This is a genomic window from Streptomyces sp. NBC_00461 (assembly GCF_036013935.1).
In the GTDB taxonomy this organism is placed as follows: domain Bacteria; phylum Actinomycetota; class Actinomycetes; order Streptomycetales; family Streptomycetaceae; genus Streptomyces.
The window spans coordinates 1103063-1116461 of record NZ_CP107902.1 but is presented as its reverse complement, the minus strand read 5'-3'; the positions used below and the strand labels follow the sequence as shown (position 1 = coordinate 1116461).

Sequence of the window (13399 nt, the reverse complement as noted above, 5' to 3'; positions counted from 1 at the left end):
GTCGAGGCCGTCGGCGTGCCGCGCCTGATCCGCCGTCTCGTCGACGTGGCGGGCAACGACCGGGCCTCGGTCGCCGCGTTCGCCCGGTCGAGTCAGCCACGCGCCGGAACGGCCGATCTCGCGGCGATCACCACTCGCTGCCTGGTCGTGGAGGGTGGCGCCGACCGCGGCGGCCCGGCCGAGCAGGTCGCCGCAGCGCTACCACGCTGCTCGCGGGTCGTCCTGAAGGGTGTCGACCACTTCGCGATTCCGCGTGACATCGGATGCGTCGACTCCGTACTCCGCTTCCTCGACGGGGACTGACCCCGTGGGGCGGGGTGTCACTCGCCGAACTCCTTCAGGGCGAGAGCGATGTCGCTCTCGTTCTTGAGAAGTACCGGAAGGGTGTCGGCGAGCAGTTCGGTCGTGACGTCGTCGGCGCCGAGCAGGACGAGGGTGCGCGCCCAGTCCAGGGTCTTCGCCACGGACGGCTTCTTCCGCAGTTCCAGCGAGCGCAGCGACCGCACCAGTTGGCCGACCCTGCCGGCGAGGACCGCCTCGATGCCGGGGACCTGCGCCAGCACGATGTCCCGCTCGTGCTCCGCGGTCGGATAGCCGATGTGCAGGTAGAGACAGCGGTGCTTGAGCGCCTCGGAGAGCTCACGGTTGTTGTTCGAGGTGAGGAAGACCAGGGGAGTGGTACGCGCCCGCAGTGTCCCCAGCTCGGGGGGACACCTGATACTCCGACAGCACCTCCAGCAGCAGTGCCTCGGTCTCGATGTCGAGCCGGTCGACCTCGTCGACGAGGAGCATGACCGGTTCCTCGGAGCGGATCGCCTCCAGCAGCGGACGGGTGAGCAGGAAGCGCTCGTGGAACAACTCGCTCTCCACGCGTCCCCGCCCGCGGTCCCGGCCCGCGCGATGTGCAGGAGCTGCTTGCGGTAGTCCCACTCGTGCAGCGCCTTCGCCTCGTCGAGGCCCTCGTAGCACTGCAGCGGTATCAGCCGCGGCCCGCAGGACTCGGCGACGCTCTTGGTCGGCTGCGTCGTGCCCGTGCCGGCCGGACCCTCGACGAGGACCGGCTTGCCGAGGCGTTCGGCCAGGTGTACGACACCCGCGATGCGCGGACTCGGGGCATGACCGGTGCCCCGCAGCCGGTCCGTGACCTGCTGGGAGGAGTCGAAATGCGGCGAGTCGGGCATCTGCGACGCTCCCGTGCTGGGTGACGTGCCGACCCGTCAGCCCTGCGCCCGGCCGCACATTGCTTTTACTGTATGCATTACCGTAATGGCGTGTAGACTGCCGGTCAAGGCAGCCCCGGCGCCATGGCCGTCGGCTTCGCAGTGCATCGTCGGGAGGGCAAGGTGCCGTCATGAGATTCGAACTGACCGCCGACCAGCGCTTGTTGCAGACGGCGACAGCGGACTACCTGGAGAAGTCCGCCCCGCTCGGTGTGATCCGCGCGTTGCACGACGAGGGCCGCACGTTCGACCGGGTCACCTGGCAGCGCGGGGCGGAACTGGGGTGGACGTCGCTCGTCGTGCCGGAGGAGACGGGCGGCGGCAGCGTATCCGGCGAGGGGGTCGTCGACGCGACGCTCATCGCCGAGCAGTTCGGACGCGGGTGCGCGCCCGGACCGCTCGCCGCGGTCAACGTCGTCGCCGCCGCCCTCGCCGAAGCGGCCGGAGCGGACCGGCACGCCGGACTCCTCGGCAGGCTGCTCGACGGCTCGACGGTCGCCGCCTGGGCCTGCTGTGCGCCGGGAGGGGGCTGGGACCCCGAAGCGGGCGCGATCGAGGCACGGCCCGACGGGGACGGGTACGTCCTCGACGGCACGCACGACGGCGTCGAGCACGGCGGCGACGCGGACGCGTTCCTCGTACTCGCCCGTACCCCCGAGGGCCTGAGCCAGTTCGTCGTCGAGCGCGACGCGGACGGCGTGTCCGTCCTCCCGCTGGAGAGCCTCGACATGGTGCGCGGCTTCGCACGCGTCGACTACACCGGCGTACGCGTCCCGGCCACCGCGCTCGTGGGAGCGGCCGGCGGTGCCGCGGCCGCCGTCGAGCGCCAGTTCCAGCTCGCCGTCGTGCTGCAGTGCGCCGAACTCGTCGGTGTCGTCGAGCGCGTGCTGGAGTTCACCCGGCAGTGGATGTTCGACCGCTACTCCTTCGGCCGGCCGCTCGCCTCCTATCAGGAGCTCAAGCACCGGATGGCGGACATGACGCTGTGGTCGGAGTCCGGCCAGGCGACGATGGCCGCCGCCGCCCGCGCGGTGCAGGAGCGCCGGGCCGACGCCGGTGAGCTGGTCAGCGTCGCGAAGTCCTACCTCGGCCAGCGGGCCACCGACATCATCCAGGACTGCGTCCAGTTGCACGGCGGCCTGGGAGTCACCTGGGAGCACGACATCCACATCTACCTGCGCCGGGCGACGGTGAACCGGCTCATGTGGGGCACGCCGTCCGCGCACCGCCGCCGTATCGCCGATCTGCTGAACGTCTGAGGAGATTCGAGATGACCGCGACGACGACGGCCGTGTCCGACGCTACCGGCATGGAGAGCGTCGACAGCTTCCGCCTGCGGGCCCGCGAGTGGATCCCGGCGAACCTGCGGCGCCTGGCCGACCTGCCCGCCGACGAACGTGCGCAAAGGAACGTGTCGAGCGACCAGAGCGCCTGGCAGCGGGCCCGTGTCCTGCAACGCACGCTGTACGAGGGTGGCTTCGCCGGAATCTGCTACCCCGAGGAGTACGGCGGTCTCGGCCTCACCCCCGCGCACCAGCGCGCCTTCAACGAGGAGGTCACCGACTACGAGATGCCGATGCTGCTGAATGTGCCGACGTTCACCATCTGCGGCCCGACCATCCTCGACATGGGCAGCGAGGAGCAGAGGCGTGAGCACCTGGCCGCCGCGATCCGCGGTGACGAGGTGCTCGTGCAGTTCCTGTCCGAACCGGGCGGCGGCTCCGACCTCGCCGGAGGGACGACCCGCGCCGAGCGCGACGGCGACGTGTTCGTCCTCAACGGCTCGAAGATCTGGAGCTCGGGCGCCTACGCCGCCGACTACGCGCTGTGCTTGGCCCGCACCGACTGGGACGCGCCCAAGCACCGGGGACTGACGATGTTCCTGATGAAGGTGCATCAGCCTGGTGTGCACATCGAACGCATCAAGCAGGTCAACGGCGGCGACGAGTTCTGCCAGGAGTTCTTCGACGACGTCGTCGTCCCGGCCTCCGCGGTGGTCGGCGAGGTGGGCGGCGGCTGGGCGGTCGCCTCGCGCCAGCTGTTCCACGAGCGCAACGCCGTCGGCGGCGGCTCACCGTACTTCAGCGGCGCGCGGGCCGAAGGGCGGCGCGGCACGGAGACCGATCCGCTCATCGACCTGGTCCGCCGAACCGGCCGGGCGGACGACCCCTACGCGCGGGAGCTGATCGCCGAGGCGCACGCCCTCGGCGTCATCCACGGGCATCTCGTCGACCGGGTCACCGCGGGCATGCGCACGCAGAAGATGCCTCCCGCCGCCGGCTCGCTCATCCGCCTCTTCCACGGCGAGAGCGCCACCCGCCAGGCAGAGATCGCACTCGAACTCGCCGGCCCGGCCGCCGCGATGTCCGCCCCCGACGGGCCCGACACCCGCGAGGTGGGCGTGTCCTTCCTGTTCCGCCAGGCCGAGCAGCTCGGCGGCGGCAGCACCGAGATGGCACGCAACATCATCAGCGAACGGATCCTCGGAATGCCCCGCGAGTACGCCGCCGACCGCGACGTCCCCTTCAACCAGGTCCGGCACGGGCGCTGAAGGCCGAACAACGCACCTGAGGTCCTCGGGAAGGACATAACGGAACATGACCACAGCAGAACCCTCCCTCGCCACCACCCTGTCGGCCGCGGACGTGGTCCGGCGCATCGTGCGGGCCCTGCCCTGCGAGGAGGAACGACATGGGTGAGGCGGGTGACGCCGCTCTGCTGCTGGTACGGCTCACTGTGGGCGCGGTGATGGCCGTACACGGCTGGAACCACTGGCGCGGCGGAGGCGGGATCGAGGGCACCGCGCGCTGGTTCGGCGGACTCGGGCTGCGCCGACCACGCCTGCAGGCGCACCTGAGCGTGCTCACCGAGATCGGCGCGGGCGTCCTGCTGGCCGCCGGGCTGTTCACCTCGCTCGCCGGCGCCGCCGTCATCTCGGTGATGCTGGTCGCGGGTCTGCTCGCGCACCGCCGCAACGGCTTCTTCGTCTTCAAGGACGGCTACGAGTACGTCCTGGTCCTCGCCGTGCTGTCGCTGGCACTCGCGGCCTGGGGGCCCGGCGAGTACGCGGTGGACACGGCCGCCGGCATCGAGCTGACCGGCTGGCCGGGCACCGGCGTCGCGCTCGGCGCCGCGGTCCTCGGGACGGGGACCCTGCTCGCGCTCTTCTATCGCCCGCAGGCGCCGAGCGCGTCCTGAACCGCCATGTGAGGAGAAACACGAGTGAGTCTGAGGATCGTTGTCACGGTGAAGTACGTGCCCGACGCCACGGCGACCGGCCCTTCGCCGATGACCTGACCGTCGACCGGGACGGCGTGGAGGGTCTGCTCTCCGAGCTGGACGAGTACGCGGTCGAGCAGGCGCTGCGGATCGCCGAAGGCCGGCGGCAGGAAGCAGCAGACGCCGAGGTCACCGTCCTGACCGTCGGCCCCGAGGACGCCAAGGACGCGTTGCGCAAGGCGCTGTCGATGGGCGCGGACAGGGCCGTCCACGTCGAGGACGACGGCCTGCACGGCACGGATGCGATCGGTACCTCGCTGGTGCTGGCGAAGGCGATCGAGAAGGCCGGCTTCGACCTGGTCGTCTCGGGCATGGCTTCCACCGACGGCACGATGGGTGTGGTGCCCGCGCTGCTGGCCGAGCGCCTGGGCGTCCCGCAGGTCACCCTGCTGTCCGAGGTCTTGGTCGCGGCCCAGGGCTGATGCGTTCTCAGCGGGCGAGATGAGCTGATCGCCTGCGTACGCGCCGCTGCGTGCGGTTCGCCCGGTTCGGTAACGAGAGACGCGACCCCTGATGATCAAGGGTGTCGAAGCCTTTGATCACGAACAGGGGTCGCGTTCGCGTGCCATCCTCCCTGATCGGTGTCCTGCAGCGCCACTGCGAGGACATCGACTCCGCCTGCCCGGGTCCGCAGCAGTTCACCTCTCTGGCCGAGGTTCTGGGGCGGATACCCGATCCCCGCCGGGTCCGGGGCCGCCGCCGGGTGCTCCTCGGACAAGGTGAACGATGTCAGTGAACTGTCCACGGCTCAGTCCGTCTCAACCGTGCTGAGGATCGCCGCACGCCACTCCTCTGGAGTCAGCGGCCCAATGGTGGGTTCGCGTCCCGCCGCGTCGGACTGTACGTCGCTCACATCGCAGGCGGTGTTCACACGCTTCATCGCGGACTCCCTTCGTAGCTGTAGAAGCCTCGTCCCGCCTTACGTCCGAGGAGGCCGGCGTCCACCATCCGCTGAAGCAGCGGCGGCGCCGCGTAAAGCGGCTCCTTGAACTCGTCGTAGAGCAAGTCGGCCACGGCCTTCGTCGTGTCCAACCCAATGAGGTCCGCGAGCGCCAGCGGGCCCTGTGGGTGCGCCGCCCCGAGGACGAGTCCTCGGTCGATGTCCTCGGGGCGGCGCGAAGCCCGACTCGCACATCCGGATGGCGGAGAGGATGAAGGGGGTCAACAGCGCGTTCACGACGAAGCCTGCGCGGTCCTGACAGTCGATCGCTTGCTTGCCGAGCTGGTCCTCGACGAAGGCTCGGGATCGCCGCACGGTGTCGGGCGCGGTGAGCAGTGAGGGGACGAGTTCGACGAGCGGCAGCACTGGGACCGGATTGAAGAAGTGGATGCCGACTACGTGCTCAGGCCGCTGAGTCGCGACGCCCAGTTTCATGATCGGTATCGACGATGTGTTCGACGCGAGGATTGCGTCAGGCGTCGAGACGATCCTGTCCGGCTTACCGAAAAGGACGGTCTCGGCCCGTTCGTCCTCTGTGATGGCCTCGACAACGAGATCACGATCCTCCAGGGCGCCGAGATCCGTGGCCACGGCAGATCCGATCCAGCACCTGGTGCGCCGTCTCGCCCTGGCCCAGCTTGCCCTTCGCCTCGGCACGTTGAAGCGAGGTATCGATGCGAGACCGCGCGGACGTCGCCGCTTGCGTGGTGGACTCGACGAGAATCACGTCGAGTCCGGCGCGAGCGCCCACCTCGGCGATGCCCGCGCCCATCAGGCCCCCTCCGACGACGCCGATCCGGCGCATTAGACGGCGCTCCGGCGAGAGCGGGCAGCAGCGAGACGTCGCTCAACCCTGACCTCGGCGGCATGGAGCGTGGTGGACCCGGCTGCGCCGGCGTCCTCCAGGATGTCGAGCACCGTTGCTCGGACTCCGAGCACGCGCTCCCGCGCCGAAGCAGGAATCTCCCCACGCAGCTCAGCCACCGCCTGGATCAGTCCACCCACGTTCGCGACGAAGTCAGGGACCCAGGTCACTCCGGCCCGGAGAAGGACCTCCGCCACGTCAGACGAGGCCAACTGGCTGTTCGCGCCTCCGCAGACGATCTCGGCCTCGATTCGCCTGGCGAGGTCGTGGTCGAGGGTGCCGCCCAGTCCGCAGGGTGCGTACACGTCCGTCCGCAGCTCACGGACGGACTCGACGATCGGCAGATCGGGAACAGCCGATGTCGCCTTGGCGCGGGCCAACTCGGACGGGTCCGCTGCCGTCACCTTGGCGCCCGCCTCGTGCAGCATCACGGCCAGCTGGAAGCCGACCTTTCCCAGCCCCTCGACGCCGACGTGTCGGCCACGGAGCTCGGGCGAACCCCACCGGTGGTCAGCCGCGGCGAGAATGCCCTGGAAGACCCCGAGCGCTGTGTTGCTGCCGCTGTCACCGGATCCACCGCGGCCGGTGTTGCGGAAGGCGACGTGGCGGGTGGCGCGGCCGATGATGTCCATGTCGTCGGAGTCGGTGCCGACGTCGCCCGCGGTGGAGTAGCTGCCTCCGAGGCGGTCGACGAACCTGCCGAACGCCTCGAGCAACTTCGGGGTCTTGTCGCGACTGGGGTCGCCGATTATGACGGCCTTGGCCCCGCCCGTGTCGAGCCCGGCAGCGGCCGCCTTGTAGGTCATCCCACGCGATAGCCGGAGGACGTCGGCCAGCGCACTCGCTTCGTCGTCGTACGGCAGGAAGCGACAGCCCCCGACCGCAGGCCCCAACGCGAGCGAGTGGATGGCGATGATCGCCCTCAGCCCCGACTCCGGGTCGTTGCAGTAGATGACCTGCTCGTGAGGGCTGTCGGCATCGCTCATGGCCTCGAGCACGGACGAGTTCGCATCGTGGCTGGTGAGATCTCGCGCGGTCACGAGGCCAGCCCCTGCCGCTCGGCTCGGAGTGCGCGGAGCTCGAACTCGTAGGCCTCGGCGTTCTTGACCTTGACGTCCTCATAACCCCGCACCGTGTCCGGCAGGGCCGCGATCCGGGTCGAGATCTCGTAGGTGGTCGGCGAGAGCGACGTGGTCAACTCCTGCACCACTGCCGCGTATTCGCTCACCAGCCTCCTCTCAAGTCGTCGTACAGCGGTGTGACCGAAAGGGTCGAACCAGTGGCCCCGGACGAACTTGAGTGTCGCGAGCAGCCGCATCACTGGGTGGAACCAGGGACCGAGCTGGATCTTCTTGCCCAAGCCGAGGGCGCGCAGGGTCGGAGGGTGCAGGTTGAACCGGAGTTTCCCAGGCCCAGCCTCGGCATGAACGGCGGCCAGCGCGTCCGGCGCCGTCAGGAGCCGCGCGACTTCGTACTCGTCCTTGTAGGCGGCGAGCTTGTAGAAGTTGCGCGCGACCTGCTCGCTGAAGGCCGTGGCGACTCCCACCGCCCGTTCGGCGCTCCACGCCCGCGCGACGACGCCGACGTACGAGCGGGCTAGGGCAGTGCCCTGGTAGGACTCGAGCCGGGTCGCCCGGTCTGTGGTGATCCGAAGGGTCTCGCCCTCGATCCCCGACGCCTCGAGAGCTTCCTGGGTCCGGGACGAGGGGTCTTTCTTCGCGGTCTCCGCACGAGTCGGCAGCGACCCAGGATCAGCGACGATCGCACGTCCCCACCGGAACGCGGCGATGTTGGTGTCCACAGCCACGCCATTGAGGGTGATGGCGGCCTCGATGGCCTGGGCCGGGATCGGCAGGCTGCCTGCCTGGTACGCGGCCCCGACCAGCAACAGGTTCGCTGTCTGGATCGAACCGAAGAGCCCCTCGGCCAGGGCCAGCGCGTCGAAGTCGACGACCCGCTTCGAGCCGCCGCGGAGGCGTTCGAGCAGCAGATCGGTGTCTGGGTAGGTGATGGACGCGTCGGCGACCATGTCACCTGTAGGCGTCGCACTGGTGGAGGCGATCACCATGGTCTTCTCGGTTCCGGTGCGCGCTGCGTTCTTCGCGTCGGCCGCCACGAGCAGGTCGAAGGCCAGATAGAGGTCGGCCGCCTGCTCGCTGACGCGGTTCGCGGGGGCGTCGGCGTCCACCACCAGACGGAGGTGCGACACGACCGGTCCGGCCTTCTGGCTCAAGCCGGTCTGGTCCAAGCCCCTGACCTCGTAGCCCGCGCTCATCGCCGCTGTGGCGATCACCTGGCTGACGGTAACGATCCCGGTCCCACCGATCCCAGCCATGAAAACGTTCGAGTCAGTCAACTCGACGTCCAGGTCCGGCACCTTCGGCGCCGTAGGAACTGTCCGCTTCGATCGCCTCTTGGTGGGGGTCGGCGCATCCGTCACGGTGACGAAGCTCGGACAGTCTCCGCGCAGGCAGCTGTAGTCGGAGTTGCAGCTGGTCTGTTCAATGCTGGTCTTGCGGCCGAGCTCGGTCTCGACGGGCTGCACGGAGAGACAGTTGCTCTTGACCCCGCAGTCCCCGCACCCCTCACAGACCTCAGGGTTGATCACGACGCGGGTCGGACGCGGCTCGAGTTTGCCTCGCTTTCGCATCCGGCGGGCGTTTGCGGCGCACTGCTGGTCGTAGACCAGGACCGTTACGCCCTCGACGTCCCGGAGGAGGCGCTGCGCCTCGTCGAGTCGCTCACGCGGCCACACGACCGAGCCGCGAGGCATGCGGATCCTCCGGTAGCGCTCCGGCTCGTCGGCACACACGACAATTCGGGTTACCCCTTCGGCGAGGAGTTTCCGGGAGAGCGCCGGCACTGGTAGTGCTGCCTGCGGGTCCTGGGCGCCGGTCATGGCGACGGCTGAGTTGTACAGAACCTTGTACGTGATGTTGACGCCGGCGGCGATGGCCGCCTGTACAGCGAGCTGGCCCGAGTGGAAGAAGGTACCGTCCCCGACATTCTGGAAGATGTGACGGTGCGAGCTCCATGCCGCTTGACCGATCCACTGGGCGCCCTCGCCACCCATCTGGGTCCATCCCGTGATTGCCGAGTCCTGTCGTGAGGACACCGACGCGAGGGTGTGGCAGCCGATTCCGCCTCCTGCCACGGAGCCGTCAGGGACCACGGTCGAGGTGTTGTGCGGACAGCCCGAGCAGAAATAGGGAGTGCGCTGCACGCTGAGAAGGTCGAGGGTGACACGACGCGCCGGCCTCGAGGTGAACTGGACCCTGTCGCCGACGAAGCGACGCACAGGTCCGTACAGCCGCTCGGCGACGAGCTCTCCGTCGGCAGGAACCAGCACAGCTCCCGACTCGTCCCGCTTCCCGACAATCGCCGGGCGGTCAGGGTGCGCGTACAGGAGATCCTTGATCTGCCGCTCGATCACCGGACTCTTTTCCTCGACCACCAGGATCTTCTCGAGGCCGTCGGCGAATGCCGCGACCCGCTCTCGGGCGAGTGGGTACGGTGCGGCAACGTCCATCAGGCGGATTCCCCCGCGGGACAGCGCCTCATGGTCGACACCAAGGTCACGGAAGGCCTGCACGGCGGCGTCGATTGCCGTCCCACTGCCCATGATGCCGAGGACTGCGGGGGCGGTTGCGGGCCGCACGGTGTCCAGGTCGTTGGCCGCCAGGAACGACTCGGCCGCAGCCCAACGTGGCCCGACGAGGTCCGATTCAACCCGAAGACTCTCGGATGGGGTGCGCACCGGTCGCTGGGCGTAAGTCCAAGGACGTCCCTCCCATTCGACAAGCGGTCGCTCGAACTCCAGTGACTGGAAGTCCCGTGCAACGGTCCACATGCCATCTGCGACGTCGCTCAACACCTTGACTCCGACCCAGCATCCTGAGAACCGTGACAGCTCGACAGCCGCGAGCGTGTGCAGGATGACCTCCTCGGCGTTGCGGGGGGTGAAGAACGGCATGTTCAACGCCGCCAGGGTCGCGTCGCTGGCGTACGGGAGCGTGGAAGACTTCGACGACGGGTCGTCACCCACGAAGGCCACCACCCCGCCGCCGGGGTCAGTTCCGTACATATTGGCGTGACGGATGGCGTCAGAGGCGCGGTCAAGGCCTGGCCCCTTCCCGTACCAGACACCCACGACCCCATCGACCGTCCTCTTGTCGTCGGGGAGCGGCAGCTGCGTACCCCAGACCGACGTCGCCGCCAGTTCCTCGTTGACCCCGGGGGTGAGGTGGATGCGGTGGTTCTCACGCAGGCGCGGGATGGACTCGAGCAGACTGTCGAGGCCGCCTAGCGGGGAGCCCTGGTACCCGGAGACGAAGACTGCGACATCTCGACCGCGAGCCGCGTCGCGCGCGCGGAGCTCGATCAGGGCTCGCGCGATCGCCTGCACGCCGGTCAGTAGTGAGCGTCCGCCCCCGACCTCGTAGCGGTCTTCGAGTCGGTACGCCGCCGGGTCCGGCGCGGCGCGATCGTGCATGGCGACCGTCATGTCAGTTCCTGACTGCTCAGGCTCCGGCGCTGCCCGACAAGCAGCGCGGGAGACAGCGGCAAACCTGCCGCACTTCGGGATCTCACCCATATTGTCGAGAACGCCACTCGGCGGAAGCTACGGCAGAACCCACGAAGCCCGTATTGTTTCGGCATGCAGGTTGGTGAGATTCCCCATTTTGACTCCGGTTCCCGGGCGGAGGTGCAGGCGCTGTGCTCCCGAGTGCGGGACGACCTGGACGCGGTGGTCTCCAAGGCGGTTAGACGGATCCGACACGAGCTGCCCGAATACCTTGTTGTCGCGGAAAACGAGCACTGGGAGGCTGTTCACGAGCAGCTCCGCCGTCGCCTCGAGGCGGTGCGGTACGACCGACCACCTGAAACTGCGGACCTTGAGTCCGCCGCACGGCTAGCGAGGGCTCGCGCGCGGCAGCACGTACAGATCTCAAGCCTGATCGACGCCTATCACATCGGTGACAGCGAGGTCTGGAATGCTCTCGTGCGCGCTTCCGACGAAGCGAGCGCCCCCGAGCTGCCACGGCTCGCCAGCCGGATGATGGATTCGCTGCACGTGCTCTCGTCAGCACTCACAGCGGCCCACTCCGAGGTGACGCAGAGCCTCCAAGGGCACAGAATCACCCTGATCCACCGCCTCGTCGAGAGGCTCACCAATGGTGTGGTCGACGACGAAGTCCGCGCCATCGCGGAGACGCTGCGCATGCCGGCCACCGCGAGCTGGCAGGTGCTCGTGTGGGCGCCGCCACGATCTAACGCCGAGGTGTCCTTCGAGCTGCAACGCAGCATCACCGGACTCGGTGCCCAGATCATCTGTGCCGCGCGAGGAGCTCACCTCGTCGTACTCGCCGACGAATCATCGTCGACCGCTGTTCGCGCCTACGCGGAAAGTCATCGGGAGGGCCGGTGGGGCATCGGGATGCTCCGCCAGGGACTGGACGGCGCCGCCGCGAGTCTTGAAGACGCACGGCTGGCGTTGGACGCTGCCACCGCGCCGCGGCGGGTCAGTGACTTCTCGGACAACTGGGTTCTCGCGTGTGTCGCGGCGCACCGCGACCGCCTCGTGCCCCTCGTGGCCGACCTCGTCGCGGTCGCTCGCGAGCACCCCCACCTCGCCGATGCCGTCATCGCTCACTGGGAGAACTCGCTCTCGTTGGCGGCCACGGCGAAGGCGCTCAACATGCACGCGAACACGCTCACTTACCGCTTGGGCCGGTGGCGGGACCTGACGGGACTCGACCCCCGATCGGCACCGACACTTCTCCAGTCGTGGATCGCTGCTCAGGAGGCCCGCCGACCATAAGGTCAGCCACGGCTACGGCGCGAGTGCCGAACCAGTTCGTCGCGTCGGTATGCGGGCGCGCCCAATCCCGAAAAATCTCGTGGGTCGACTCTCCTGCGTTGAGCCCGCGAAGGACGCGCGCTCGGTGTATCGCCTGATGCGAGCAGCAGCGAGCGTGTGCTCAGCCGCTGCGGCCTCGCTGATGACGAGGGCCCGTTCGGTCAGGCCGGGAGAAAACTGTGCGCCCACGAGGGAGTTCTGGGGTGGCGACAGCCCTTCCCGATAGTTATACCGTAAGACTTACGGCATACTCGTTGGGAGACCTGGAGGAGGAGCAGACGATTCCTGAGGACGCCAAACTGCGATGCGTCCGGCGCTCGTCGCAGCGCCGGCCAGGGACGATCGAGCTCGATCCTCCCCGTCCGTGCACGTGTGAAGTACCTGAGACCCCAGTGGTGCAGGGCACCCGTACGAAGGAGCACAGGCAGTGGTGGATGACAGCTCATTGTCGGACGTCGAGGTTTCGGAGTCCGAAAGAATCATTAATGTGACGTTCTGTCGTGACGCCAAGCTGAACGCCATCACGCCGGCGATGTTCGATGCGCTCGACGCTGCCGTCATTCAGCTCGAACAGCGCGCAGACCTCAGAGTCCTGGTCATCCGCGGCCGCGGCCGGTACTTCACCGCCGGTATCGACATCTTGACGGTCGGCGCGACGGTGGATCCAGGCGGCGACGCCTCGCGGAGCGGATACGACTTTCGGCGCAGGTACCGGGCAGACGCTCGGCACGACCTGTTCGACCGGCTGGAGATGGTCGAGAAGCCGGTGATCCTGGCTGCCAACGGGCCCTGCATGGGCATCGGCGTCGAAATGGCGGTGTCGTGTGACTTCCGGCTGGCGTCGGAGGCAGCCAGTTTCCGTCTGCCGGAAGTAGCAAAGCTGGCGATGATTCCAGGCTCCGGCGGGATAAGCCGGCTGACGCGGTTGCTCGGAACCCACTGGGCCAAGTGGCTGGTCATGACGGACGCCTTGGTGGATGCCTCCGCTGCGACGGACATCGGACTGGTGCATGCCGTGTACCCGTCCGAGACCTTCGACCGCGATGTTGACGAGTTCGCACGCAAGCTGGCTGCGTTGCCGGCCGAGGCGCTCGGTCTGGCCAAGCTTGCGATCGACGCGGCGTCCGAGGTGGATCGGCGAACGGCCCGGGACATCGATCGTCTCGCGCAGACGATGCTGATCCAGTCCGAGTCCTTGCGGCCGTGAAGTTTCCCCGCGACCCTGGACACCCTTC

The 13399-nt window shown here is 68.5% G+C and carries 9 protein-coding genes and 2 pseudogenes; 7 read left to right on the top strand and 4 right to left on the bottom strand.

Features of this window, described 5'->3' with window-relative positions; genetic code table 11:
* Positions 1 to 15 precede the first annotated feature (15 nt).
* Positions 16 to 303 (top strand): alpha/beta fold hydrolase, encoded by a 288-nt coding sequence (locus OG870_RS05495; RefSeq protein WP_327690676.1) that lies wholly within the window; start codon positions 16 to 18, stop codon positions 301 to 303.
* Between the two features lie 17 nt (positions 304 to 320).
* Here OG870_RS05495 and OG870_RS05490 read toward each other — a convergent pair whose 3' ends face one another.
* Positions 321 to 1181, bottom strand: coding sequence for an AAA family ATPase (locus OG870_RS05490; protein WP_443063427.1), 861 nt, complete (start codon positions 1179 to 1181; stop codon positions 321 to 323).
* Positions 1182 to 1351: 170 nt separating this feature from the next.
* Between OG870_RS05490 and OG870_RS05485 the strand changes: the two genes are divergently transcribed.
* From OG870_RS05485 to OG870_RS05470, 4 genes and pseudogenes are all read left to right on the top strand, one after another.
* The gene (locus OG870_RS05485; protein WP_266586758.1) at positions 1352 to 2479 is read left to right on the top strand and encodes an acyl-CoA dehydrogenase family protein; all 1128 of its coding nucleotides are present in this window, start codon (positions 1352 to 1354) and stop codon (positions 2477 to 2479) included.
* A gap of 11 nt (positions 2480 to 2490) precedes the next feature.
* Positions 2491 to 3771, top strand: coding sequence for an acyl-CoA dehydrogenase family protein (locus tag OG870_RS05480; protein WP_266586760.1), 1281 nt, complete (start codon positions 2491 to 2493; stop codon positions 3769 to 3771).
* Between the two features lie 140 nt (positions 3772 to 3911).
* Complete coding sequence (locus tag OG870_RS05475; protein WP_266586762.1) at positions 3912 to 4418, top strand: DoxX family protein; 507 nt, start codon at positions 3912 to 3914, stop codon at positions 4416 to 4418.
* 24 nt (positions 4419 to 4442) lie between these two features.
* Positions 4443 to 4906, top strand: a pseudogene (locus tag OG870_RS05470) (electron transfer flavoprotein subunit beta/FixA family protein); the annotation flags it as partial.
* A 469-nt stretch (positions 4907 to 5375) separates the two neighbouring features.
* On the opposite strand, the pseudogene OG870_RS05465 reads toward OG870_RS05470, so the two are convergent.
* The 3 genes and pseudogenes from OG870_RS05465 to OG870_RS05455 form a co-directional block, all read right to left on the bottom strand.
* Positions 5376 to 6244, bottom strand: a pseudogene (locus OG870_RS05465) (3-hydroxybutyryl-CoA dehydrogenase).
* Positions 6244 to 7290: a Glu/Leu/Phe/Val dehydrogenase dimerization domain-containing protein gene (locus tag OG870_RS05460; protein WP_327690675.1), complete on the bottom strand. Its 1047-nt coding sequence runs from the start codon at positions 7288 to 7290 to the stop codon at positions 6244 to 6246. The pseudogene OG870_RS05465 and the gene OG870_RS05460 overlap by 1 nt, the downstream one beginning before the upstream one ends.
* A 50-nt stretch (positions 7291 to 7340) precedes the next feature.
* Positions 7341 to 10808, bottom strand: a complete 3468-nt coding sequence (locus tag OG870_RS05455; RefSeq protein ID WP_269646748.1) for an indolepyruvate ferredoxin oxidoreductase family protein — start codon at positions 10806 to 10808, stop codon at positions 7341 to 7343.
* A 153-nt stretch (positions 10809 to 10961) separates the two neighbouring features.
* Between OG870_RS05455 and OG870_RS05450 the strand changes: the two genes are divergently transcribed.
* Positions 10962 to 12125, top strand: a complete 1164-nt coding sequence (locus tag OG870_RS05450; RefSeq protein ID WP_266531586.1) for a PucR family transcriptional regulator — start codon at positions 10962 to 10964, stop codon at positions 12123 to 12125.
* A 466-nt stretch (positions 12126 to 12591) separates the two neighbouring features.
* Positions 12592 to 13371: an enoyl-CoA hydratase/isomerase family protein gene (locus OG870_RS05445; RefSeq protein WP_266586769.1), complete on the top strand. Its 780-nt coding sequence runs from the start codon at positions 12592 to 12594 to the stop codon at positions 13369 to 13371.
* Positions 13372 to 13399 lie beyond the last annotated feature (28 nt).